This is a genomic window from Dietzia sp. IBK-p2-16D, from assembly GCF_057773085.1.
Window position 1 is genome coordinate 358428 of record NZ_JBYMTL010000002.1, and the last position, 22397, is coordinate 380824.

23 protein-coding genes are annotated in these 22397 nt (G+C 70.6%); 13 read left to right on the forward strand and 10 right to left on the reverse strand.

The window, feature by feature from the left end; all coding sequences use genetic code 11:
- Positions 1–66: 66 nt before the first annotated feature.
- On the forward strand, positions 67–906 hold the full coding sequence (locus tag AC3DE3_RS06015) for a sigma-70 family RNA polymerase sigma factor (RefSeq protein WP_260485857.1): 840 nt from the start codon (positions 67–69) through the stop codon (positions 904–906).
- A gap of 82 nt (positions 907–988) precedes the next feature.
- Here the strand turns inward: AC3DE3_RS06015 and AC3DE3_RS06020 are convergent, their stop codons facing one another.
- The 3 genes from AC3DE3_RS06020 to AC3DE3_RS06030 form a co-directional block, all read right to left on the reverse strand.
- Positions 989–1342, reverse strand: coding sequence for a VOC family protein (locus tag AC3DE3_RS06020; RefSeq protein ID WP_488369350.1), 354 nt, complete (start codon positions 1340–1342; stop codon positions 989–991).
- 142 nt (positions 1343–1484) lie between these two features.
- Positions 1485–2216: a thiamine phosphate synthase gene (gene thiE / locus AC3DE3_RS06025; protein WP_488369351.1), complete on the reverse strand. Its 732-nt coding sequence runs from the start codon at positions 2214–2216 to the stop codon at positions 1485–1487.
- Positions 2213–3118 (reverse strand): hydroxyethylthiazole kinase, encoded by a 906-nt coding sequence (locus tag AC3DE3_RS06030; protein WP_488369352.1) that lies wholly within the window; start codon positions 3116–3118, stop codon positions 2213–2215. The genes thiE and AC3DE3_RS06030 overlap by 4 nt, the downstream gene beginning before the upstream one ends.
- Positions 3119–3188: 70 nt before the next feature.
- Between AC3DE3_RS06030 and AC3DE3_RS06035 the strand changes: the two genes are divergently transcribed.
- The 3 genes from AC3DE3_RS06035 to AC3DE3_RS06045 all read left to right on the forward strand — a co-directional run bounded on the left by AC3DE3_RS06035 (position 3189) and on the right by AC3DE3_RS06045 (position 6344).
- A complete protein-coding gene (locus AC3DE3_RS06035) occupies positions 3189–4202 on the forward strand; it encodes an LLM class flavin-dependent oxidoreductase (protein WP_488369353.1) in 1014 nt (337 codons plus the stop codon).
- Between the two features lie 92 nt (positions 4203–4294).
- Positions 4295–5497, forward strand: coding sequence for a fatty acid desaturase family protein (locus AC3DE3_RS06040; RefSeq protein ID WP_488369354.1), 1203 nt, complete (start codon positions 4295–4297; stop codon positions 5495–5497).
- Positions 5498–5519: 22 nt separating this feature from the next.
- A complete protein-coding gene (locus tag AC3DE3_RS06045) occupies positions 5520–6344 on the forward strand; it encodes a thioesterase family protein (protein ID WP_260485851.1) in 825 nt (274 codons plus the stop codon).
- A gap of 280 nt (positions 6345–6624) precedes the next feature.
- Here AC3DE3_RS06045 and AC3DE3_RS06050 read toward each other — a convergent pair whose 3' ends face one another.
- Complete coding sequence (locus tag AC3DE3_RS06050) at positions 6625–8280, reverse strand: DEAD/DEAH box helicase (protein ID WP_488369355.1); 1656 nt, start codon at positions 8278–8280, stop codon at positions 6625–6627.
- Positions 8281–8528: 248 nt separating this feature from the next.
- Between AC3DE3_RS06050 and AC3DE3_RS06055 the strand changes: the two genes are divergently transcribed.
- Positions 8529–10085, forward strand: coding sequence for an adenylate/guanylate cyclase domain-containing protein (locus AC3DE3_RS06055; RefSeq protein ID WP_488369356.1), 1557 nt, complete (start codon positions 8529–8531; stop codon positions 10083–10085).
- Between the two features lie 6 nt (positions 10086–10091).
- On the opposite strand, the gene AC3DE3_RS06060 is transcribed toward AC3DE3_RS06055, so the two are convergent.
- Entirely contained in the window at positions 10092–10829 is a 738-nt protein-coding gene (locus AC3DE3_RS06060) for an LmeA family phospholipid-binding protein (protein WP_488369357.1), read from the reverse strand.
- A gap of 110 nt (positions 10830–10939) precedes the next feature.
- Here AC3DE3_RS06060 and AC3DE3_RS06065 point away from each other — a divergent pair, with 110 nt between their 5' ends.
- The 3 genes from AC3DE3_RS06065 to AC3DE3_RS06075 all read left to right on the forward strand — a co-directional run bounded on the left by AC3DE3_RS06065 (position 10940) and on the right by AC3DE3_RS06075 (position 13062).
- Positions 10940–11500, forward strand: coding sequence for a type 1 glutamine amidotransferase domain-containing protein (locus tag AC3DE3_RS06065; protein ID WP_260485847.1), 561 nt, complete (start codon positions 10940–10942; stop codon positions 11498–11500).
- 13 nt (positions 11501–11513) lie between these two features.
- The gene (locus tag AC3DE3_RS06070) at positions 11514–12545 is read left to right on the forward strand and encodes a glycosyltransferase (RefSeq protein ID WP_260485846.1); all 1032 of its coding nucleotides are present in this window, start codon (positions 11514–11516) and stop codon (positions 12543–12545) included.
- 238 nt (positions 12546–12783) lie between these two features.
- A complete protein-coding gene (locus tag AC3DE3_RS06075) occupies positions 12784–13062 on the forward strand; it encodes a WhiB family transcriptional regulator (RefSeq protein WP_260485845.1) in 279 nt (92 codons plus the stop codon).
- A gap of 67 nt (positions 13063–13129) precedes the next feature.
- Here the strand turns inward: AC3DE3_RS06075 and AC3DE3_RS06080 are convergent, their stop codons facing one another.
- Together AC3DE3_RS06080 and AC3DE3_RS06085 are read right to left on the reverse strand one after the other, a co-directional pair.
- Positions 13130–13603: a hypothetical protein gene (locus AC3DE3_RS06080; protein WP_488369358.1), complete on the reverse strand. Its 474-nt coding sequence runs from the start codon at positions 13601–13603 to the stop codon at positions 13130–13132.
- Positions 13604–13605: 2 nt separating this feature from the next.
- Positions 13606–14844, reverse strand: a complete 1239-nt coding sequence (locus AC3DE3_RS06085; RefSeq protein ID WP_488369359.1) for a fatty acid desaturase family protein — start codon at positions 14842–14844, stop codon at positions 13606–13608.
- 112 nt (positions 14845–14956) lie between these two features.
- Here AC3DE3_RS06085 and AC3DE3_RS06090 point away from each other — a divergent pair, with 112 nt between their 5' ends.
- The 4 genes from AC3DE3_RS06090 (at position 14957) to AC3DE3_RS06105 (ending at position 18168) form a co-directional block, all read left to right on the forward strand.
- On the forward strand, positions 14957–15691 hold the full coding sequence (locus AC3DE3_RS06090; protein ID WP_260485842.1) for an amino acid ABC transporter ATP-binding protein: 735 nt from the start codon (positions 14957–14959) through the stop codon (positions 15689–15691).
- Between the two features lie 59 nt (positions 15692–15750).
- Entirely contained in the window at positions 15751–16566 is an 816-nt protein-coding gene (locus tag AC3DE3_RS06095; protein ID WP_260485841.1) for a glutamate ABC transporter substrate-binding protein, read from the forward strand.
- A 112-nt stretch (positions 16567–16678) separates the two neighbouring features.
- A complete protein-coding gene (locus AC3DE3_RS06100) occupies positions 16679–17341 on the forward strand; it encodes an amino acid ABC transporter permease (protein WP_260485840.1) in 663 nt (220 codons plus the stop codon).
- Entirely contained in the window at positions 17338–18168 is an 831-nt protein-coding gene (locus AC3DE3_RS06105; RefSeq protein WP_260485839.1) for an amino acid ABC transporter permease, read from the forward strand. The genes AC3DE3_RS06100 and AC3DE3_RS06105 overlap by 4 nt, the downstream gene beginning before the upstream one ends.
- A gap of 83 nt (positions 18169–18251) precedes the next feature.
- On the opposite strand, the gene AC3DE3_RS06110 is transcribed toward AC3DE3_RS06105, so the two are convergent.
- The 3 genes from AC3DE3_RS06110 to AC3DE3_RS06120 all read right to left on the reverse strand — a co-directional run bounded on the left by AC3DE3_RS06110 (position 18252) and on the right by AC3DE3_RS06120 (position 20212).
- Complete coding sequence (locus AC3DE3_RS06110; RefSeq protein ID WP_488369360.1) at positions 18252–19028, reverse strand: SDR family NAD(P)-dependent oxidoreductase; 777 nt, start codon at positions 19026–19028, stop codon at positions 18252–18254.
- A gap of 96 nt (positions 19029–19124) precedes the next feature.
- Positions 19125–19553: a VOC family protein gene (locus tag AC3DE3_RS06115; RefSeq protein ID WP_260485838.1), complete on the reverse strand. Its 429-nt coding sequence runs from the start codon at positions 19551–19553 to the stop codon at positions 19125–19127.
- Positions 19554–19639: 86 nt separating this feature from the next.
- Positions 19640–20212, reverse strand: coding sequence for a maleylpyruvate isomerase N-terminal domain-containing protein (locus AC3DE3_RS06120; RefSeq protein ID WP_260485837.1), 573 nt, complete (start codon positions 20210–20212; stop codon positions 19640–19642).
- Between the two features lie 108 nt (positions 20213–20320).
- Between AC3DE3_RS06120 and htpG the strand changes: the two genes are divergently transcribed.
- Complete coding sequence (gene htpG / locus AC3DE3_RS06125; protein WP_260485836.1) at positions 20321–22372, forward strand: molecular chaperone HtpG; 2052 nt, start codon at positions 20321–20323, stop codon at positions 22370–22372.
- The last annotated feature ends 25 nt before the right edge of the window (positions 22373–22397 follow it).

Consider the following 22397-nt stretch of genomic DNA (forward strand, 5'->3'; position numbering starts at 1 on the left):
CCGGCGACCGCACCTCGGTCCGGTTCGGCCCTCGGCCCCGAGTTCGACCGCGACGCCCTCGAGCGGGTGCGCGGCAGGCTCTTGGGGGTGGGGTACCGCATCACCGGCACCTGGGCCGACGCCGAGGACGCCGCCGACGAGGCGCTGGCACGGTGGGCGGTGCTCGACCCGGCCGCCGCTCCCCGCAACGCCGAGGCGTGGCTCACCACCGTCGCGACCCGGTTGTGCCTGGACCGGCTTCGGCGGCGCAGGCGGGAGGACTATGTGGGTCAGTGGCTGCCCGAGCCCGTCGACACCGCCCTGCTGCCGGCGGATCGCGCCGAACGCCGCGACGACCTGCGCATCGCCGTGCTGCTGGCCTATGAACAACTGGGCCCGGACGAGCGGGCGGCCTTCGTCCTGCGCGAGGCGTACGACCTGCCCTACGCCGAGATCGCCGACACCCTGGGCGCCGCGGTGGCCACGGTCCGCCAGTGGGTGAGCCGGGCCCGGCACCGACTGCAGACCGACCTGCGTCCGCCCGAGCCCGCCTCGGACGCGGTGATCACGCGCTTGGTGGAGGCCGTGCTGGCCGGAGATCTCCCACAGACGATCGCCGCCCTCACCGCGGATGCCCGGGTGGTCTCCGACGGGGGCGGCAAGGTCAACGCCGCCCGGCGGGACATCGTCGGGGCCCGCAAGTGCGCGTACTTCCTCATCAAGTCCGCGGAGCTCTCGGGCGGGATGATCGCGCCCGTCGAGGTCAACCGCGAGTTCGCGCTGGCCATCCTCGCGCGGGGGGTGCTGCGTGTGGCGCAGGTGGCCGTGGTCGACGGGCGGATCGCGCGCCTCTACTTCCACTGCAACCCGGACAAGCTCACCCGGCTCGCGCTGCCCGAGGGGTTCGCCGCGTCCGCGAGGCACTGACGCAGCGTCAGGGCCCGGACGAGCCGGCGCCGCGCTAGACCGGCGCCGCGCTAGACCGGCGCCGCGCTAGACCGGCGCCGCGCTAGACCGGCGCCGGCACCCACATGGCCATCTCGTTGCCACCGGGTTCGCGGAAGTGGAAGCGGCGGCCGCCGGGGAAGTCGAACGGACCGAAGGTCACCACGCCTCCGGCCGCCTCGACCTGCTCGCGGGCTTCGTCGAGATCGGGCACGCGGATCACCATGAGCGGAGCGGGGGACTGCTCGTCGTCGTCCCCCTGCACTCCCACGTCGATGCCGCCGCGGATGAGATTCGTATAGGACTGCCCGTACACGGTGGGCTCCCAGCCGCAGACCGTCGAGAGGAACTCGGTCGTGGCTGCCATCGAGGTGCTGGGGAACTCGACCAGCGTGATTTCCAGAGGGATCCGGCGCATGCCGCAGACGCTACGGGTGTTGACGGCATCCAGTTCGACTTTTCCTGACCCTCTGTCACCAATTCTTCATCAAGCCTCGCGGCTCGATCCCATCACGTCCGGCGGAAGAGCGATGTCGGCCGTTCGTACGACCGCCCCGGGGTCAGCGGCGGGCGGCGTCCCAGCGCGCGAGCAGGTCCGAGGCCGCGGTCCGCGGGTCCGGGGCGGCCATGATCGAGGAGACCACGCACACCCCGTCCAGCTCGGTGGCGGCCAACCGCGCGACGGTCGCGGGCGTGACCCCGCCGATGCCCACCGCGCGGATGCCCGCGCCGGGGTCGCCGGGGACGCCCCCGGGCCGGCGGTACGAGTGCGCGGCCCGGGCCAACCGGTCCGCACCCTCGGGGCCCAGCGCGGCGGCGGTGTCGGTCTTGGTGGCCGTCGACCACACCGGACTCACCCCGATCACGTCCGGCGCCGGCCCGGGACCCGCGACCGCCGCGGCCAACTGCGAATCCGACTCGATCGACAACCCGAGCATCAACTCATCCGGCAGCGCCGCGCGGGCCCGCGGCAACGGCACGTCCCGCTGGCCGATGTGCAGGTGCAGCCCCAGTTCCCGCGCGACGTCGAGACGATCGTTGACGAACACCGGCACGTCACGGCCCGTCCCGGTGCACGCCCTCGCGACGGACTCGGCGACGGCGGCGGCGTGGGTGGCGAACTCGTCGTCGTCGCACTCCTTGTCCCGCACCTGGACCACACCCACCCCGCCCAGAACCGCCTCGTAGACGATCCCCGGCACCGCGTCGCGCCCGCCGCCCAGGTGGGGGTCGGTGACCAGGTAGAGCCGCCAGTCGACGCCGGCGCCGTGGCCGGACACCGCGCCGCTCACGCCCCCGTCACCGTGACCAGGCCCGCGATCTCCTCTGGGGTCAGCGTGTACAGGGCGTCGAGCCACGCCACGGCGAAGCTGCCCGGCCCGGCGGCGGTGCGCCCGGCGACCGTCCCCGCGGCGCCCGCGTGGGCGTGCGCGGCGACCACCGCGTCGTGGTCCGCTATACCCGCCGATCGCGCCGCCCCGAGGTAGGCCGCGGTGAGCGCGCCGAGGGCGCACCCGGTGCCGATGACCTTCTGCAGCAGCGGGTGGCCCGATTCGATCCACGTCGCGCGGGTGACGGGGGCGGCGTCGGTCGTGCCGGCGTCGGTGGTGTCGGCGTCGGTGGTGGGGTCACCGGGACGCTGTGCGGCGACACACTGTGTGACGACGAGGTCCCGCGGTCCCGTCACGGCGACCACCGCTCCCGATCGGGCCGAGAGGTCCCGGGCCGCGGGCTCGGCGGCGAGGACATCCTCCGTGGAGTCCACGCCCCGGCCGCCCGCCCCGGTGCCGGCGAGCGCGATGGTCTCCGACGCGTTCGCCCGGATCGCGGCGGGCCCGGCCTCCAACCAGTCGGTGGCCAGCCCGGTACGCAGGACCAGTCCGCCGACCGCCACCGGGTCCAGCACCCACGGGGTCCCCGCGGCGCGGGCGGCGGCGATCGCGGCGTGCATGCCCTCGACCTGCTCGGCCGTCGGATTGCCCACGTTGATGAGCACGCCGGAGGCGATGGCGGCGAAGTCCCCGGCCTCCTCCGGGTGGTCGACCATCGCCGGCGCGGCACCGGCGGCGAGCAGGACGTCCGCGGTGATCTGCCGGACCACCGAGTTGGTGAGACAGTGCACGAGCGGGCCGGTCTCGCGCATGACGGTCACCAGGGCGGCGATGTCGACGGGGTGGTCAGCTGCGGGGGACATGCCCCCAGTCTGCCGCCCCCGCCCGGTCGCCGACAGGAATAGCGTGACGGGGACCCGGGTTGCACGGGGCATGACCTCCCCCCAGTCCGGTACCGCCCTGCCCCTGTCCGTCATCGACTTCGCATCCGTCCGCCCCGGCCAGAGCATCGGGGAGGGCCTGCAGGATTCGGTCGCACTGGCGCAGAAGGCGGAGGAACTGGGCTACGAGCGGGTCTGGTACTCCGAGCACCACAACATGCCGTCGATCGCCTCCTCCGCGCCGGCGGTACTCATGGCGCACATCGCCTCGCAGACCGAGCGGATCCGGCTCGGCTCCGGCGGCGTGATGCTGCCCAACCACGCGCCGATCGTGATCGCGGAGCAGTTCGGCACCCTGGCCGAGCTGCACCCCGGACGCATCGACCTCGGGCTGGGCCGCGCGCCCGGCACCGACCCGCAGACCCTCCGCGCGCTGCGCCGCGAGCCGTCGGCGGCCAAGAGCTTCCCCGACGACGTCCGCGAGCTCCAGGCGTTCCTCGGCGACTCGCCCTCCGACTTCGCCCGCACGCGCGGGATCGCCGCCATTCCCGGGCGGGGCACCAAGGTGCCGCTCTACATCCTCGGCTCGTCCCTGTTCGGCGCGCAGCTCGCCGCCGCCTACGGTCTGCCGTACGCGTTCGCCTCGCACTTCGCGCCGGACGCCCTCGAGCAGGCCTCGCAGGTGTACCGCGAGCGGTTCCAGCCCAGCGACCAGCTGTCCGAGCCGTACATGATCGCCGCCGTCAACGTGGTGGCCGACGACGACACCGAGCGGGCCGAGCGGGAACTGCAGTGGTACCGCCGCCAGCGGGTCAAGCTCATGGCCGGCCGCGGACGCGAGTTCTCCGACGAGGAACTCGACATGATCATGGAGTCCGCCGGCGGCCGCCAGATCCTGCACATGATCCACTTCACGGCGGTCGGCGACGGGCCGGCCGTGCGCGACTACCTCACCGACTTCGCGCGCACCGCGGGGGCCGACGAACTCATGATCGCGCCGGTGGGATCGACGGTCGAACGGATCCACGGCTCCCTGGAAGTGTTGCGCCGGGCCTGGAGTGACTGAAGTGGTCGGATCGGGTGCACTTGGTCACGAAAGCAGGGCTGCCGCGATCGCAGCCGTAGCCGTGGGCACCTGAACCGGCCTATTCTGGCTGTATGGCGATCTCCGATGTCGGCGAATACGCCCACCTCAGCTCCGACCAGATAGAGGAGCTCGGGCGGGAGCTCGATGCTATCCGCGCCGAGGTCATCGCCTCCCGCGGAGAACGCGACTACAGCTACATCCACAGCATCATCAAACTCCAGCGCGGCCTGGAGTTCGGTGCCCGCGCGCTGCTGTACTTCGGCGCCCGCAACCGCACCGTGTGGGCCCTCGGGACCGGGACCCTGGCCGTGGCCAAGATCCTCGAGAACATGGAACTCGGCCACAACATCATGCACGGCCAGTGGGACTGGATGAACGATCCGGAGATCCACTCGACCAACTGGGAATGGGACCTCGTCGGCAGCTCCGCCGACTGGAAGCACACCCACAACTACCTGCATCACAAGTACACCAACATCGTCGGCGTCGACGACGACGTCGGGTTCGGCGTCCTGCGCGTGACCCGGGACATCCCGTGGGAACCCCGGTTCGCCGGGAACATCCTCGTCAACACGATCCTGATGCTCGGCTTCGAGTGGGGGATCGGCCTGCAGGCGGTCGACACGTCCGACGCGTTCGACCCGGACGCGTCCCCGGCCGACCGCCGCCGTGCGCGCGCGTTCCTGCGGAAGGCCGGCCAGCAGATCCTCAAGGACTACATCCTCTTCCCGGTGCTCGCCGGACCGAGCGGCCGCCAGGCCCTCACCGCCACGATCACGGCCAACATCATCCGCAACATCTGGACCAACGCCGTGATCTTCTGCGGGCACTTCCCCGACGGCGCCGAGAAGTTCACCCTGTCCGACATCGAGACCGAGACTCAGGCGGAGTGGTACCTGCGGCAGATGCTCGGCAGCGCCAACCTCGACGGCGGTCCGGCGATGAACCTGATGTCCGGCAACCTGTCGTTCCAGATCGAGCACCACATGTTCCCGGACCTGCCGTCCAACCGGTACTCGGAGATCTCCCTCAAGGTCCGCGAGCTCTGCGACCGCTACGACCTGCCGTACGTCAGCGGGCCGCTGTGGAAGCAGTACCTGCAGTCGTGGCGCACCATCGCGCGGCTGTCACTGCCGGACCGCTTCCTGCGCCGCACCGCCGACGATGCCCCCGAGACCCGCAGCGAGAAGATGTTCGCCCTCGGCCCGCGCATGCCCGGCCTGGCCACCGCGCTGGCCGGGGTCAGGAAGGGACGCGCCCACCAGAGCCGCTGAGCCCCGGTGACACAATGACCGCATGTCGCTGACGAGCATGTTGGAGGCCGCTGCGCGCGGCGGGACCGTCGAGGTCGAGCAGGGTTGGACACAGGGTAGGGCGATCTTCGGGGGCCTGACCGGCGCTCTACTGCTCTCCGCCATGAAGGGGTGCCTGCGCAGCCGGGACACCGGCGACGGTTCGGCACCCGTCGTCCACCCGCTGCGCTCGATCACCGTGTCGTTCATCGGCCCCGCGGCCACCGGCCCCGTCGAGATCGATGCCGAGATCCTGCGCGTGGGCTCCAACGTCGTCCAGTGCCAGGCCACCGTGCGGCAGGAGGGCGCGATCGTCGCCACTGCTCTGGCCGCGTTCGGCAAGCATCGCCAGTCGGCGATCTCGGTCCCGCCCGCGCACCCGATGCCGGCGCTGGGGGATCCGACCGCGATCGAGGCGTTCCCCTACGTCGAGAACTTCACGCCGGAGTTCTACCGGTTCGTCGAACTGCGGCAGGTCAGCGGCCAGTTGCCGTTCTCCGGTTCCGAGACGGCGGACCTGTCGGGGTGGGCGTCACTGCGCGAAGCCCCGGACCGGTTCGAGGAGGAGCACCTGGTTGTGCTGGCCGACGCGTGGCCGCCGGCGCCGATCCAGATGCTCGACGGGTTCGCGCCCGGCAGCAGCCTGACGTGGACGCTGGAGCTGATCGCCGAGGTGGGGCCGGAGACGTTCCCGGCCGAGTCGATCCTCGGCTACGCCGCCGCCACCGATGCCGCCCGTGACGGATACGCGCACACCCACGCGATGCTGTGGCGGCCGGACGGCGAGCTGGCGGCGATCAGCCGGCAGACCATCACCGTCTTCGGCTGACCGGCCGCGCCGGCTGGTTAGTCGCGCCGGCCCGACCCCGCCGACCAGGCAACCCTGCCCACCGTCCGGAGAATCCACCTATCGGATTGGGTGAATGGCACCCACTCGGCCCGACCCACAAAACAGACCTGTCGGATTGCGACTGACCTACGGGGTCCCATCGGTCAGTCGCAATCCGACAGGTCAGTTGCGAGCTCAGCTGTTCAGCGGGTCAGCCGGCCAAGCAGTCGGCGGGCCGGACGGCCGCGCGCGTGCCAGCCGGCGGCCAAACGCCCGCGGGTCAGCCGGCGGTGCGGGTGGAGCGGCGACGCTGGTCGCTGCGGGGCCGTCCGGCCGCCTGGCCCACCGACTGGCGGGCGCCGGAGCCCTGGGTCGCGGAACCCTGACCGCCCGAGCGCTGCCCACCCGTGCCGCGGGCGCCGGAGCCCTGACGCGCGGAGCCCTGACGGCCCGCACCGTGGGCGTCGGCGGTCTGGGGGCGACGACGACGAGCGCCGCCGTTGCCGGAACCCTGCTGGTCGCGGCCACCGCGCTCTGCGCCGTCGCGGTCCGAACGGGCCCGGACCTGGCGGTCCTGGTCGGCGCCGTCGCGGCTCTGACCGCCCGAACGACCCTGCCCGCCGTCGCGGCTCTGACCGCCACCGCCACCGCCACCGCCACCGCGGCCCTGACGCTGCTGGTTCTGGCTCTGCCGGCCCTGGCCGCGGCTGCGGCGGGCCTGCCCACGGACGGACTGGCCCTCGGCGCCGTCGTCGGACGGCACGTGGGCGGGCGGCTCGGGGGCGTCGGCCAGTGCCACCGCGGCATCGGCACCGACGGGCAGCTGGATCTCGCCGGCGGTGACTCCGGCCGCGCGCAGCAGCGACCGCACCTCGCGGACCTGGTCGGAGGTGGCGACGGTGACGACGGTGCCGACGGCCCCGGCCCGGGCGGTGCGGCCCGAGCGGTGGACGTAGGCCTTGTGCTCGGCCGGCGGGTCGGCGTGGACGACCAGCCCGACGTCGTCGACATGGATGCCGCGGGCCGCGATGTCGGTGGCCACGAGCACGGTCGCCTCACCGGAGGAGAACGCGTCGAGGTTGCGCACACGGGCGTTCTGCGACAGGTTGCCGTGCAGGTCGACGCTCACCACGCCGCGGCCGGTGAGCTGCTTGGCCAGACGCTTCGCACCGTGCTTGGTGCGGGTGAACATCACGGTCCGCGGATGCGCCACGGCCAGGTCGGCCAGGGCGCGGACGCGGTCGTCGGCATCGACATGCACCACGTGGTGGGCGGTCGGGCCGGAGGTGGCGGTGCCGTCGTCGACCGAGTGGTCCACGGGGTCGGTGAGGAACTTGGTGACCAGCTTCTGGACGCCGGAGTCCAGGGTCGCGGAGAACAGCAGCCGCTGAGCACCGGCCGGGGTGGCAGACAGGATGCGGGTGACACCGGGCAGGAAGCCCAGATCGGCCATGTGGTCGGCCTCGTCCAGGACGCTGACCTCGATCGAGTCCATGCGGCAGTGCTTCTGTCCCATGAGGTCCTCGAGACGGCCCGGGCAGGCCACCACGATGTCGACACCCCGGTTCAGTGCCTCGACCTGACGGCCCTGCGAGACGCCGCCGAAGATGACGGTGGTCTTCAGGCCCATGGAGTTGGCCAGCGGTGCCAGCGTCTCGTCGATCTGCCGGGCGAGCTCACGGGTGGGCGCCAGGATCAGTCCGCGCGGGGAATTGCGGGCGCGGCGGCCGCCGGACGCGGCCAGGCGGGCGACGAGCGGGAGGCAGAACGCGTAGGTCTTGCCCGAGCCGGTCCGGCCGCGGCCCAGCACGTCACGGCCGGACAGGGCGTCCGGGAGCGTGGCGGACTGGATGGGCGTCGGGGTGGTGATGCCCGCGCCGTTCAGGACGTCGAGCAGGGGGGAAGGCACGCCGAGATCGGCGAAAGAACGTGACAAGGGAGATAGCTCCGTACATAGAGGAATGGCGTCTTGCCCGGCGCGCTCTCGGGGAGCCGCATCCACTTCGATGAGCGATGCGCCCGGTGCGCGACCACGGGGAGGTCGACAACCGCACGGCCCGAGGCAAGAGTGGTGCGGGCCGTCCACGGACCACCCTACGCGTAGCGGGCCTCCCACCCCAGCCCCGCGTCCGAGGTGTGACGAGGGCATCACGTTCGTCCACGCGTGATGGCACCATACGAGGCGTGCGAATAGACCTGTCCCTGCTGCGCCGCCCCGAGTTGGGATCGGTGCTGCTCGGACGGGAGGAGGAGTCCGGTCGCCTGCGTGCGATCCGTGTCCGCGTCCTGCTGGTCCTGACGCTTCTCGCCTCCAACCTGGTGGGCGTCGCGGTGGCGGTGGTGCTGGTCTTCTTCGTGTTGCCCGGCCCGGCGGTGCTGTCCCGGGAGTTCCTCGTCCCCTCCGTGATCGTGGTGCCCGTGTATGTGACGCTGGCGATCATCGTGGGCACGGTCTGGGTCACCACCGTCGTCTATCGCCGGGTCCGGTGGTTCCTCGACGGCCGGGACCCCACCGACCGCGAGCGGGTCGCGACGCTGCGTCTGCCCGGCCGGGTCACCGTCATCCAGGCCTTCCTGTGGCTGCTCGGCGCGGCCGTCGTCACCCCCGCGTACGGCCTGGTCGACCCGTCGTCGATCCCGGTCGTGGGGTTCACCATCGTCTTCGCGGGCATGGTCGTGTGCGGCGCCGCGTTCCTGCTGGCCGACTTCGGCCTGCGTCCGGTCGCGGCGGTCGCGCTGTCCACGGGACGTGCGCCGCGGACCCGGTTCCTCGGCGCCATGACGCGGCTCCGGGTGGTGTGGGCCCTGGGCAGCGGCGTGCCCATCACGGGCCTGATCATCGTCGCGATCTACACACTCGCGGGTCGTGCCCTGTCACTGGAACGCCTCGCCGTCGTCGTCATCGTCCTGGGCGTCACGTCCCTCCTGGCCGGGTTCCTGCTCATCTCCCTGGCCACCGGATCGATGCTCGGGCCGCTGCGCAGTGTGCGGTGGGCGATGCAGGACATCAGCGACGGCACCCTGTCGCGACGCGTGGTGGTCTACGACGCCACCGAGCTCGGCGAGCTGCAACGCGGCTTCAACCAGATGGCGGCCGGGCTGCAGGAGCGCGAGCGGCTGCGGGACCTGTTCGGTCGGCACGTCGGTCGCGACGTCGCCGAGGCCGCCGAACTGGACGATCCCGAGCTGGGCGGGCGCGACTCGCGCGTGGGGGTGGTGTTCGTCGACCTCATCGGGTCCACCGAGATGGCCGTGCGGTCCGACGCGTCCGAGGTCGTGGACGTGCTCAACCGGTTCTTCTCGGTGGTCGTGGAGACCGTGGAGGAGTACGACGGCATCGTGGACAGCTTCCTCGGCGACGCCGCGCTCGTGGTGTTCGGCGCGCCCCGGTCGATGGCGGACCCGGCGACCGCGACGCTGGCCTGCGCGCGGGCGCTGGGTGAGCGTCTGCCCTCCCGGGTGCCGGACTGCCGCGCCGGCATCGGGGCGTCCTACGGGGACGTGGTGGCCGGGTACGTCGGCTCGGACGACCGGTTCGAGTACACCGTCATCGGCGACGCGGTGAACGAGGCCTCGCGACTGTGTGAGCTCGCCAAGGAGCAGCCCGGCCTCGTGCTGGCCTCCGGGGTCGCCGCCGACGCCGCCGCGGAGTCCGAGCGGCGGCTCTGGCAGGGGGTGGGGTCCGAGGTCGTGCGTGGGCGGGACCAGCCCACCCGGCTGTGCGCGCCGACGCCCGCCTGACCACTCCTAGCGCAACACCACGTCACGCCCGCCGAGCATCACCTCGAGGCCGTCGTCGACCACCCGCGCGTCCTCGATCACCACGCCCTCGGGCAGTGACGCCATGGTCGAGTCGACGGTTCCGGTGATGCCGGAGAACAGCCCGTCCGGCAGCGGGAACCCCAGCAGCGCGGTCTCCTGCGGGGTGAGCGTGAGCTGCCCGTCGGACACGCCGGGCACCACCCCGATCTCGGCGACGCCGCCGACGTCGGCGCGCAGCAGGCCGGCCGGCGCGTCGGGACGGACCGCGCGCACCTCCGTCAGGCCGACGACCGGCGAGCCCTCCGCCGGGTTGCCCTCCGCGGCGGCCGCCGCGAGCTGCTCCCCGCTGAGGGTGGCGGTGCCGTCGGCGGTCGCGGCACGGATCGCGCCGTCCACCAGGGAGACCGAGTACCCGGTCACGTCGATCCGGGGCACGGTGGCGTCACCGGGGGAGGTGAGGCGGACCGAGTCCACGGCCCGCTCGGTGGCGAGGTCCCACAACACGGGACTGGAACCGAACCCCACCGACACCGGGGCGCCGAGCTTCGCGGACGCCTCGCGCTCGGCCCGGTCCGACAGGTACCAGCGCGCGCCGAACTCCGCCGCGACGACCAGGCCCACCAGCAACAGGAGCAACACGATCAGCGAACACCCGCACCCGCCACAGCCTCTACGCCTGCCGCCGCCACGCCGGTTGCGGTCCATGCGATCTCGTCTGCTCATGGGCTCATCGTGCCGGACGCGCGCCGCCGGGGCCACCGACGTCGGGCCGGCCGTCGCGGGGGGAATCGGACCGGTTGCGGCGGGGCGGGCAGGACCTCACGATCGGGGTCATGACCGAGACACAGGATGTAGGCACCGACCCCCGTACCGTCGCTTTCCTCGTGGCCTCCGAGGGCATCGAGCGCGTCGAGCTCACCGAACCGTGGGACGCCGTCTCCGACGCCGGCCACCGGCCGGTCCTCGTCAGTACGGAGGACGGCGAGGTGGAGCTGGTCGATCATCTCAGCCCCGCCGGCACCCGACCGGTGGACCGCACGAGCGCGGACATCTCCGCCGCCGATGTGGACGTCCTCGTCCTGCCCGGCGGCGTGGCCAACCCGGACGCCCTGCGCCGCGACCAGCACGCCGTGACCCTCGTGCGCGAGATGGTCGAGGCCGGCAAGCCGGTGTTCGCCATCTGCCACGCGCCGTGGGTGCTCATCGAGGCCGACGTGGTCCGCGGACGCAAGGTCACCTCCTACCCGAGCCTGCGGACCGACCTGGTCAACGCCGGCGCGGAGTGGGTCGACTCCGAACTCGTCAGCGACGACGGGATCTTCACCAGTCGCCGACCCGACGACCTGCCGGCCTTCTGCGAGGCGATCCTCGGTGCGGCCCGGGGGTCGGCCTAGAGACGCCTCCGCGATGATCGGCGTGTACGTCCACAACCGTGGGCGCGGGCACCTGCACAGGGTGCTGCCGGTCGTCGCCGCACTCCGCGACCGGGGTGAGGAGGTCACCATGCTGGTGACCGGCCCCCTCGACGACTCCCAGCGGCCCCGCGGCACGCGGGTCGTCCACCTGCCGGTCGAGGACGCGCCGCGGGGTCGGCCCGCGGGGCCCGGGCCGCAGGGGCCGGGGTCGCTGGATGGGCCGGGGCCGGAGGACATCACCCTCGGCGCGCGCCGTGCCGCCGTGGCGTGGATCGACCGCGTGCAGCCGCGCGCGTTCTGGGTCGACTCGTCCCCGGGCATGTCGCTGGCGGCCCGCATGACCGGCACGCCCATGGTGAGCACGCTGCCCCCCGGGGTGCGCGACGACGAACCGCACCTGCTGAGATGCCGGGCGGCCGAGAGGCTGATCGGCGCCTGGCCGCCGGGAGTGCACCGGGAGACGGTGGCGCGGACCGACTCGCGGGTGAGCGAGATCGGCGGCGTCTCCCGGTTCGAGCGGCGTGGTCGCGAACCGCGGGCTCGTCGTCGTCCCCGTGTCGTCCACCTCAACGCCTCCGGCACCGACGGCGACCACCGCTTCTGGCGTGCCGTGCGCACCACCACCGCGGAGCTGGGCGTGGCGGACTGGGTCGAGCTGGGGGGACCCGACGGCGAGTGGCACGAGGACCCCTGGCCCGTGCTGAGCTCGGCCGATGTCGTGGTCACCGGCGCCGGGCAGGCGTCCGTCGCGGATGCCGCCTGCGCCGATGTCCCGTTGGTGGTGGTCCCCGGCAAGCACGCCTACGGCGAGTACGACGCCACGGCGGAGGCTCTGGACTCGATCCCCGGCGCGACCGTCATGCGGTACGGCGACGGCCCGACGGCCGTCGCGCACGCGGTGCGCAAACAGGTGGACCGCTCCCTCGATGGCGAGGCCGCCGGGATCCGGACGTGGTGGGGGGTGGACGGGGCGGCGTCCCGCGCCGCGGAGGTCATCCGGTCAGCGGTGACGACGACGAGGTAGCCCCGTCTCGGGTGCGCACCGTCTCCCGATGGGCGAGTAGGCGTTTTCTCACCCGGATATCAGCAGTGCTGATAACCGCTGCGTACGCGCGGTGACGGTGGGAGAATCACCCTGACGGCCCCGCAGAGTGCGGAACCGCGGACGTCGAACACTGACAGTATTGCGTTGACGACTGCGGACGACGAACTTTCAGGGCTCGAGGCAGGGCACTTCGCGAGGCGCAGGGACGGAGGCTGAATTGCCGAGATACAGGAACCTCGAACCCACCTCGGACTTCTGGTCCTGGCGGGACCATGCCGCGTGCATCGGGCACGAGGACCTCTTCTACAGCCTGGAGGAGGAGTCGAAGGGGGAGCGGCGCAAGAAGGAGGAGCAGGCCAAGTCGGTCTGTGCGACGTGCCCGGTGTTCGATACCTGTCGGCAGTTCGCCCTCAGCGTCGGTGAGCTCTACGGCGTGTGGGGCGGGCTGACCGAGGCCGAGAGGCACAAGATCTCCGGTCGACACCGGACGGGCTGACCGGGGGACGCCGCCGCGACGCGCACCCACCTCCCGGGTGGGCTCACCGGCCCTGGCCCGGGTGGGCTCACCGGCCCTGGTTTCGGTCCTGCGGGGTCGCCTCGTGACCGCGGCGGCCGCCGGTCCGGTTGGCCTCCTTCATCTCGGCCTCGTGGACATGCCGCCGCCCACCGGCGAGCTCGTCGCGCACCGCGCCGTCGAGCGCGCGGGCGGTGCTCCAGAACCCGTCGTCGAACTCCTCCACCATCTGGAAGGTCCAGCGACCGTGGAGGACGTTGATCCCCACCATCTCGCTGCGGATCCGCTCGGCGAGTTCGGTTCGGCCGACCTGCTCCAGTTGGTCGGCGGCGTCCTGGAACAGGATGTCCGCCCGACCGATCAACTGGTGCAGGTCGTACAGGCGACCGCGGGCACGCTCGATGTACTCCATCGCCTCGCCCACGGTGCCGGCGGCCTCGATCTCGGCGTCGGACGCCCCCTCCGGTCGCCGATGCGTCTCGTCGACGCTCGGTGTCCGGTCGCTCGGTGCGCGGCCCGCCACGCTCAGACGGTCCGCGTCAGTCGACGGAGCTGCGTGGGATCGGTCCGGTGCTTGAGGGCGGTGACCAGACCCGAGCGGGGTCCCGTGGCATCCTCGTAGGTCTTGGGCTCGCCCGCGAACATCTTCTCCGAGCGGGTCTCCGGCGCGTCGTCCGGCGTGGCCTTGAGGAAGCGGTTCGGGAGCGAAAGCTTGGCGATGGTGCGCCAGGACTGCCAGTACTGCTTGTACAGCGGCCCGGTGGTGTACGGGAGGTCCCACCGTCGGCAGACGTCCTGGACCTTCTCTGATATCTCGGCGTACCGGTTCGACGGGATGGTCGGGAAGAGGTGGTGCTCGATCTGGAACGACAGGTTGCCGGACATGAAGTGCGTCAGCTTGCTGCCGGTGAAGTTCGCGGAGCCGAGCATCTGACGCAGGTACCACTGCGCCTGCGTCTCGGACTCGAGGTCCTCGAGGGTGAACTTGTCGGCGCCGTCCGGGAAGTGCCCGCAGAAGATCACGGCGTTGGACCAGAGGTTCCGGATCACGTTGGCGGTCATGTTGGCGCTCATGGTGGACTTCCAGTTGGGGCCCGCCAGCAGCGGGAACCACACGTAGTCCTTACCGACCTGGCGTCGGGCCTTGCGCAGGAACTGACCGATCCGCTTCTTGCGCTCGTCCCGCCCGGAGGAGTTGATCGTCGCCGGTGCGATCTCCAGGTGCTGGACCCCCACACCCCACTGGAACGCGAGGGCGAGTATCGTGTTCCACACCAGGTTGAGCGAGTTCGCCGGGTGCCACGGTTGGTCACGCGTCACCCGGACCACGCCGTACCCGACGTCGTCGTCCATGCCGATGATGTTGGTGTACTTGTGGTGGTGGTAGTTGTGGGTCGCCTTCCAGTGCTCGGAGGTGCCGACGATGTCCCACTCCCAGGAGCTGGAGTGGATGACGGGGTCGTTCATCCAGTCCCACTGCCCGTGCATCACGTTGTGCCCGAGCTCCATGTTCTCGATGATCTTGCCGGCGGCCAGCAGTCCGGTGCCCATCAGCCACGCGGGTCGGTACCCGGAGAAGAGGAGGACGACACGACCGCCGGTCACCAGTCCGCGCTGGAGGCGGATGGTGTTCTGGACGTAGCGGCGGTCGTCGTCCCCGAGGGAGTCGACGACCTCCTGGCGGATCGCGTCCAGTTCCTCACCGATGGCATCGACGTCCTCGGCGGAGAGATGGGCGTATTCCCTTACATCAGATATCGCCATGGCATGACGGTACGCAGCGGCGTGGGTCGTGTCGACCGCAAAGTCCTCGCGGCGGTGGACTGGTCCGGCCGAGTTGGGACGCAACCGTTCACCCGACCTTTATGATCCCACTATGGCTCTCGTCGAGATCTCAGGCGTCAATAAGCACTTCGGTGACTTCCACGCGCTCAAGGACATCAACCTGTCCATCGAGCAGGGGGAGGTCGTCGTGGTGATCGGGCCCTCGGGGTCCGGAAAGTCGACGTTGTGCCGCACGATCAACAGGCTGGAGACCTTCGAGTCCGGCTCCATCACCATCGACGGCAACCACCTGCCCGAGGAGGGCAAGGCGCTGGCGAAGCTGCGTGCCGACGTCGGGATGGTGTTCCAGTCGTTCAATCTCTTCGCGCACAAGACGATCCTCGAGAACGTGACGCTCGGGCCCATCAAGGTCCGCAAGCAGTCGAAGGCCGAGGCGGAGAAGCGGGCGATGGAACTGCTGGAACGGGTCGGGGTCCAGCAGCAGGCTGACAAGTACCCAGCCCAGCTGTCCGGAGGGCAGCAGCAGCGTGTGGCGATCGCCCGGTCGCTGGCCATGGATCCCAAGGTGATGCTGTTCGACGAGCCGACGTCGGCCCTGGACCCGGAGATGATCAACGAGGTCCTCGACGTGATGACGGGGCTCGCCAAGACCGGGATGACCATGGTCGTGGTGACCCACGAGATGGGCTTCGCCCGGAAGGCGGCCGACCGTGTGATCTTCATGGCGGACGGGGAGCTGGTCGAACAGGCCACCCCCGAGGAGTTCTTCACCAACCCGCAGAGCTCTCGCGCCAAGGACTTCCTGTCCAAGATCCTCACCAACTGACCCAGGGACCGTCCGCGGACCCGTACGAGACCCATCCACCCATCCCACGAGGAGAACCCATGAACATCCGACGGATCGGAGCCGCCACGGCGGCCGTCGCCCTGGCCCTGGGCCTGGGCGCGTGCAGCAGTGATGACGGCGGCGGGAACGAGCTCAAGGTCGGCATCAAGTTCGACCAGCCGGGTCTCGGTCTGAAGGAGGGCAACGACTACACCGGGTTCGATGTCGACGTGGCGCGCTACGTCGCCGAGAAGCTCGGCACCTCCGCGGACGACATCCAGTGGGTGCAGGCGCCCAGCGCCCAGCGCGAGACGCTGCTGGAGACCGGCCAGGTCGACATGATCGTGGCCACCTACTCCATCACCGACTCCCGCAAGGAGAAGGTCGGCTTCGCCGGGCCGTACTTCATCGCCGGTCAGGACCTGCTGGTCCGCGCCGACGACGACTCCATCACCGGGCCGGACTCCCTCGACGGCAAGCGCCTCTGCTCGGTCACCGGCTCGACCTCGGCCCAGACGGTCAAGGAGCAGGTCCCGGGCGTGAACCTGCAGGAGTTCGGCACGTACTCCGAGTGTGTCTCCGCGCTGGTGTCCAACGCGGTCGACGCCCTGACCACCGATGACACGATCCTGGCCGGCTACGCCTCCCAGGACCAGTACCAGGGCCAGCTCAAGGTGGTCGGCTCGCCGTTCACCGAGGAGCGGTACGGCATCGGCATCGCCAAGGGCGACATGGAGAAGTGCGAGCAGATCAACGAGGCCATCCGCGAGATGGTCTCCGACGGCAGCTGGGACACCGCGGTCGAGGAGAACCTCGGCGCCGCGGGCTTCACCCCGGGCGAGGGCAACCCGCCCGAGCCGGACGCCTGCTCCTGACCTGATCCGACCCGGTCGGCTCAGCACCTGAGCCGACCCACCGCCGCACCCTCCGCGCCCCGACCAGTCGGAGCGCGGAGGGAGGCGGGCACCCCCACACGGAAGGTGGACCATGGGCGACATCTTCGCCGACTACGACGTCCTCGGGGCGGTCTGGGTGACGATCCAGCTCTCGGTCCTCGGCACCATCGGGGCAATGGTCCTGGGGACGATCATCGCCGTCCTCCGCGTATCCCCGGTGGCCGTCCTGCGTCTACTGGGGACCTCCTACGTCAACACGTTCCGGAACATGCCGCTCACCCTGCTGATGGTCTTCTCCATCCTGGGACTGTCCTTCATCCTCCAGCTTTCGGTGTCGGACGACTTCGCCCGCAACGCCTTCTGGTGGGCGGCGATCATGCTGGCGATCTACCACGCGGCCTACATCTGCGAGGCCCTGCGCTCGGGTGTCAACACGGTGCCGGTGGGGCAGGCGGAGGCCGCGCGCTCGATCGGTCTGGGTTTCGGCCAGTCGCTGCGTGAGGTGATCCTCCCCCAGGCGTTCCGCGGCGCCATCGCGCCGCTCGGGTCGGTGATCATCGCGCTGATCAAGAACTCGACGGTGGCCGCGGTCATCGGCGTCGGGGACTCCGCCGGTCTGCTCCAGGTCATCACGGAGAACGAGGGCGCCAGCCTCCCGACGTTCTTCTTCTTCGCCATGGTCTTCGTGGTCCTCACCCTCCCGATCGGGCTGTGGACCACCTCCCTCTCCCGGAAGCTGTCGGTGAAGCGATGAGCACCCAGGCCGTCCTGTTCGATGCACCCGGCCCCAAGGCCCGGCTGCGCCACAAGCTCCTCACGGTGGTCGGCGCGATCCTCGCGATCGGCCTCATCTACTTCATCTACCTGCAGTTCGAGAAGGCCGGGCAGCTCAAGCTGTTCATGTGGGAGCCGTTCGTCACCGACCCCGAGGTGTGGACGTCCTACCTCATACCCGGTCTGCGGGGGACGTTCACCGCGGCGGCGATCTCCATCGTGCTCGCCGTGATCTTCGGTCTGCTCTTCGGCATGGGCCGGCTCTCGCCGTTCGCCCCGTTGCGCTGGTTCTGCAGCGTGATCGTGGAGTTCTTCCGCGCCGTTCCCGTGCTGCTGATGATGGTCTTCGCCTACTTCGGCTACTTCGCCACCTCCAACATCGTGCCCAACCAGCACGCGCCGCTCGCCGCCGTCGTCACCGCGCTGACCCTCTACAACGGCGCGGTCATCGCCGAGCTCGTCCGCTCGGGTGTCCACGGACTGCCCAAGGGGCAGTCCGAGGCGGGACTGGCGGTCGGGCTGACCCCCGGGCAGGTGCTGCGCTCGATCCAGCTCCCCCAGGCGCTCACGGCGATGCTCCCGGCCCTCGTCGGCCAGCTCGTCGTCGTCCTCAAGGACTCCGCGCTCGGCTACGGGATCACCTACCTCGAGCTGCTCAACTGGTCCAAGACCCTGGGGTCGGCGTACGCGAACACCGTTCCCGCGTACATCGTTGCGGGCATCCTGTTCATCATCATCAACTACTCGCTCACCAAGTTCGCCGTCTACCTGGAGGGCCGGATGAAGAAGCGCCGCGCCAAGGCCTGACCGCCCCGCCGCACCACGACGTGAGAAGGGCCCCGCCGGATCGCATCCGGCGGGGCCCTTCTCACGTGTGGGGCGGGATCAGGTCACTTCGGAGGCATCCGGATGCCACCGTCGACGCGGATGGTCTCGGCGTTCATGTACGGGTTGGTGAGCAGCTCCATGACCATGGACGCCAGCTCGTCGCCCGAACCGAGACGCTTCGGGAACAGGACGTTCGAGCCGAGGTTGGCCTTGAACGCCTCGGAGTCCGGGCCCTCGCCGTAGATCGGGGTGTCGATGAGGCCGGGGGCCACCGTGTTGAGGCGGATGCCGGCGGCCGAGAGGTCACGCGCGACGGGCAGGGTGAGGCCCACGATTCCGCCCTTGGACGCGGAGTACGCGGCCTGGCCGATCTGGCCGTCGAACGCGGCGACGGACGCCATGTTGACGATGGCGCCCTTCTGTCCGTCCTCGTCCGCTTCCTGGGTGCTCATCTTGGTGGCGGCGAGCCGCAGCATGTCGAACGAGCCGATCAGGTTGATGTCGATGACCTTGCGGAACGAATCGATGTCGAACGCCGACGAGTACTCGCCGTCGCGACCGATCGTGCGCTGCGCCCAGCCGATGCCGGCCGAGTTCACGAGGTAGCGCAGCGGGCCCAGCTCGAGGGCGGCGGCGACGGCCTTCTCGTTCTGGTCGGTCTTGGTCACGTCGACGGAGACGAACACGCCCCCGACCTCGTTCGCCAGGGCCTCACCCTTCTCGGCGTTGAGGTCGGCGACGACCACCTTGGCGCCCTTGGCGGCGAGCTGACGGACGACGGCGGCGCCGATTCCCGACGCACCGCCCGTGACGATGGCACTTGCTCCAGAACTTTCCATGCCTGAACGTTAACAAGCACGGGCGATGGATATGGGTGGCTTCCGCCAGTCTCGACGCCAAATGGCCCCTGGGCCCCGGTTCCGCCGGGCTGCCGACTACTCGCCGGTCCCCGGGACCACCACGTCCCAGCGGACGCCGAACCGGTCGTGGACCTGGCCGTACCGGTCGCCCCACGGCGCGACCTCGAACGGCATCGCCATCTGGCCCCCGCTGTCGGTGACCTTGGCGAGGAATGCGCGGGCGTCGTCCTCCGCGTCGAATCCGAGGAGGAACGAGTAGACGTCGCTTCTCGTCTCGGGGAGAGACTCTCCCATGGCGTCACCGCCGGTGAGGGTGATTCCCGGCGCTTCGAGGGTCGCGTGCGCGACCGAGCCGTGTGGAGGGTCGAACGGGAAGTCGTCCGTCGACGGGAACTGGTCGTATGTCATCAGGCTGAGTTCCCCGCCGAAGAGCTCGCGGTAGTACGGGAACGCCTCCCCGGCGTTGCCCGGGAAGGAGATGTACGGGCTGCATGTCATGGCCATCTGACGCGGTCTCTCGTCGTGGGCGCCCGCCATCCGGTGCCGCCCGGTACGGGTAACGCTAGTCCCGCAGTGTCGTCCGAGTCACGTTAAATCCGGCGGCCGGACAGTGCGAGGAGCCGGGAGCGGGCATCGGCCCCGATCGGGACCGGTACCGCGTCGGCGAACACGTCGAAGGTCCGCATCAGCTCCACCACGTTCCGCGCGTGCGCGAGGGTCCACTCGGCGAGCTCCTCGGTGTCCTCCGACTCCCACGTCTCCGGTGCGAGATCGTGTGCGTGGACGAGTAGCTCGAAGACCCTCAGGGCGAGGAGATCGCGGACCGGGATCTCCGCCAGGCGGTGCTGCACGAGGGCATCGGCGTCCCGGGCCCGCGCCAGCTCTCTACGCAGGCCGGCGGAGGTGCGGTGCAGGGCGGGGACCGGTTTCTCCCCGGCGTGGTCGGCGGTGCGGGTCCACGCGATCTCCGACTCCGGGAGCCGCGGGAAGTACGCGGCATAGCGCAGCCCGCCGCCGAGGACGTGGTTGGCACAGTCCCGGCGGGTCCAGCCCGGGCAGGCCGCGCAGTCACCGTCGAGCCCACCGGCGAGCGCCCGGCCGAACAAGGTGGTGGCCCGGTCGAGGACCGCGAGGTCCTCCGGGCTGAGCGGGGTAGCGGTCACGGGCACCTCACCTGAAGGAATGTCTGAGCCCCACATTAGGTTGATCGAGACGGCGTGCACAGACCGGTCACGCCTTCCGAGTGTGACGAGAAAGGACCGATACCCGCCATGAGCCCGCAGACCTCCGGTGCAGCCGAGACCCGGGAGTTCCAGGCCGAGACCCGGCAGCTGTTGGATCTGATGATCCACTCGATCTATTCGAATCCGGATACCTTCCTGCGCGAGGTCATCTCCAACTCGTCCGACGCGCTGGACAAGCTCCGGCTGGCCGCGTTGCAGGACTCCTCGCTGGGCGTGGACACCTCGGATCTGCACATCGAGCTGATCCCGGATGCCGCCACCCGGACGCTGACGATCCGCGACAACGGCATCGGCATGTCCCGCGACGAGGTGGTGGACCTCATCGGAACCCTCGCCAGGTCCGGCACCGGACAGATGCGGGAGGCGCTCTCCGCCGCGCGGGCGGCGCAGGAGTCGGGAGAGATCTCCGAGCAGGCGACCGCGGACCTCATCGGCCAGTTCGGCATCGGCTTCTACTCGACGTTCATGGTCGCCGACACGGTCACCCTGGTCACCCGCAAGGCGGGCGAGGACGTAGGGACGCGCTGGACCTCGAGCGGCGAGGACACGTACACGATCGAGGAGGCCCCGGACGCCCCGCAGGGCACCTCGGTGATCCTGCACCTCAAGCCGGCCGGCGGGGATGCGGCGCTCCCCGACTACGCCGAGGAGCACACGCTGCGCCGGGTCGTGCGCACCTACTCGGACTTCATCGCCTGGCCGATCCGTATGGACGTCGAGCGACCGGCGCCGTCGCCCGAGCCGGGTGACGGGGACGCCGACACCACCGGGGACGCCGACCCGTCCGAGGCCGGTGGCACGGTTACCGAGACGGAGACGCTCAACTCCCAGAAGGCGTTGTGGACGCGGCCCCGCTCCGAGGTCACCGACGAGGAGTACGCCGAGTTCTACCGCCACGTCTCGCACGCGTGGGACGAGCCGCTGGAGACCATCACCCTCAAGGCGGAGGGCACGTTCGAGTACCAGGCGCTGCTCTTCCTGCCCACGCAGGTCCCGTTCGACCTGTTCTCCCCGGACACCAAGCGCGGGGTGCAGCTGTACGTGCGGCGGGTGTTCATCATGGACGACTGCGAGGAGCTGGTCCCGCCATTCCTGCGCTTCGTCAAGGGCATCGTCGACGCCCAGGACCTGTCGCTCAACGTCTCCCGCGAGATCCTCCAGCAGGACCGCCAGATCCGGGCGATCCGCAAGCGCCTGGTCAAGCGGGTGCTGCAGACGATCGAGCAGATCAGGACCGACCGCCCGGAGGAGTTCCGCAGCTTCTGGGCCAACTTCGGTGCTGTCCTCAAGGAGGGCCTGATCTCCGACGTCGACTCCCGCGAGCAGCTGCTGGCCGTGAGCACGTTCGCGTCCACCCGGCCCGTGTCGGAGAAGGCCCCGGAGAGCGCGTCGGAGGGCGACGAGACGTCGACCGGGAACGACGACGAGGTGGGCACCACCATCGCCGAGTACATCTCCCGGATGGCCGACGGGCAGGAGGAGATCTACTACCTCACCGGCACCTCCCGCGCGGCGGTGGAGAACTCCCCGCACCTGGAGGCGTTCCGGGCCCGTGGCGTCGAGGTCCTCATCCTCACCGACCCCGTCGACGAGGTGTGGGTGGACGCGGTCGGCGAGGTCGACGGCAAGCGCCTGCGGTCGGTGGCCAAGGGCGACGTGGACCTGTCCGGCATCGGCTCGGAGGGTGAGGAGAAGAAGGACGAGCCCGACGCGGCCGAGTTCGCGGATCTGCTCACCTGGCTGGGCCAGGAGCTGTCGGACGAGGTCAAGCAGGTCCGCCTGTCGCATCGTCTCACCGAGTCGGCGGCCTGCATGGTCGGTGACGAGTTCGACATGACGCCGCAGCTCGAGGCCATGTACCGCGCCTCCGGCATGGAGTTGCCCACGAGCAAGCGGATCCTCGAGCTCAACCCCGGTCACCCGCTCGTGGAGCGTCTGCGCGCCCAGCACGCCGAGGACCCGTCGGCGCCCGGCCTGGGCGACACCGCCCGGCTGCTCTCGGGCGCGGCCGTCCTCGCGGAGGGTGGCACGCTCGCCGATCCGGCCGCGTTCGCCAAGTTGCTGGTCGACCGCATCTGACGCCGGTCCATCGGCCGATCGCGCC

Coding starts and splice junctions, on each gene's coding strand:
- AC3DE3_RS06035 (WP_488369353.1), top strand. CDS start 3,189: ATGACCTCCCCCCAGTCCGGTACCGCCCTGCCCCTGTCCGTCATCGAC.
- AC3DE3_RS06115 (WP_260485838.1), bottom strand. CDS start 19,553: ATGGCCATGACATGCAGCCCGTACATCTCCTTCCCGGGCAACGCCGGG.
- AC3DE3_RS06060 (WP_488369357.1), bottom strand. CDS start 10,829: ATGAGCAGACGAGATCGCATGGACCGCAACCGGCGTGGCGGCGGCAGG.
- AC3DE3_RS06045 (WP_260485851.1), top strand. CDS start 5,520: ATGTCGCTGACGAGCATGTTGGAGGCCGCTGCGCGCGGCGGGACCGTC.
- AC3DE3_RS06085 (WP_488369359.1), bottom strand. CDS start 14,844: ATGGCGATATCTGATGTAAGGGAATACGCCCATCTCTCCGCCGAGGAC.
- AC3DE3_RS06065 (WP_260485847.1), top strand. CDS start 10,940: ATGACCGAGACACAGGATGTAGGCACCGACCCCCGTACCGTCGCTTTC.
- AC3DE3_RS06110 (WP_488369360.1), bottom strand. CDS start 19,028: ATGGAAAGTTCTGGAGCAAGTGCCATCGTCACGGGCGGTGCGTCGGGA.
- AC3DE3_RS06105 (WP_260485839.1), top strand. CDS start 17,338: ATGAGCACCCAGGCCGTCCTGTTCGATGCACCCGGCCCCAAGGCCCGG.
- AC3DE3_RS06100 (WP_260485840.1), top strand. CDS start 16,679: ATGGGCGACATCTTCGCCGACTACGACGTCCTCGGGGCGGTCTGGGTG.
- AC3DE3_RS06040 (WP_488369354.1), top strand. CDS start 4,295: ATGGCGATCTCCGATGTCGGCGAATACGCCCACCTCAGCTCCGACCAG.
- AC3DE3_RS06070 (WP_260485846.1), top strand. CDS start 11,514: ATGATCGGCGTGTACGTCCACAACCGTGGGCGCGGGCACCTGCACAGG.
- AC3DE3_RS06020 (WP_488369350.1), bottom strand. CDS start 1,342: ATGCGCCGGATCCCTCTGGAAATCACGCTGGTCGAGTTCCCCAGCACC.
- htpG (WP_260485836.1), top strand. CDS start 20,321: ATGAGCCCGCAGACCTCCGGTGCAGCCGAGACCCGGGAGTTCCAGGCC.
- AC3DE3_RS06030 (WP_488369352.1), bottom strand. CDS start 3,118: ATGTCCCCCGCAGCTGACCACCCCGTCGACATCGCCGCCCTGGTGACC.
- AC3DE3_RS06095 (WP_260485841.1), top strand. CDS start 15,751: ATGAACATCCGACGGATCGGAGCCGCCACGGCGGCCGTCGCCCTGGCC.
- AC3DE3_RS06090 (WP_260485842.1), top strand. CDS start 14,957: ATGGCTCTCGTCGAGATCTCAGGCGTCAATAAGCACTTCGGTGACTTC.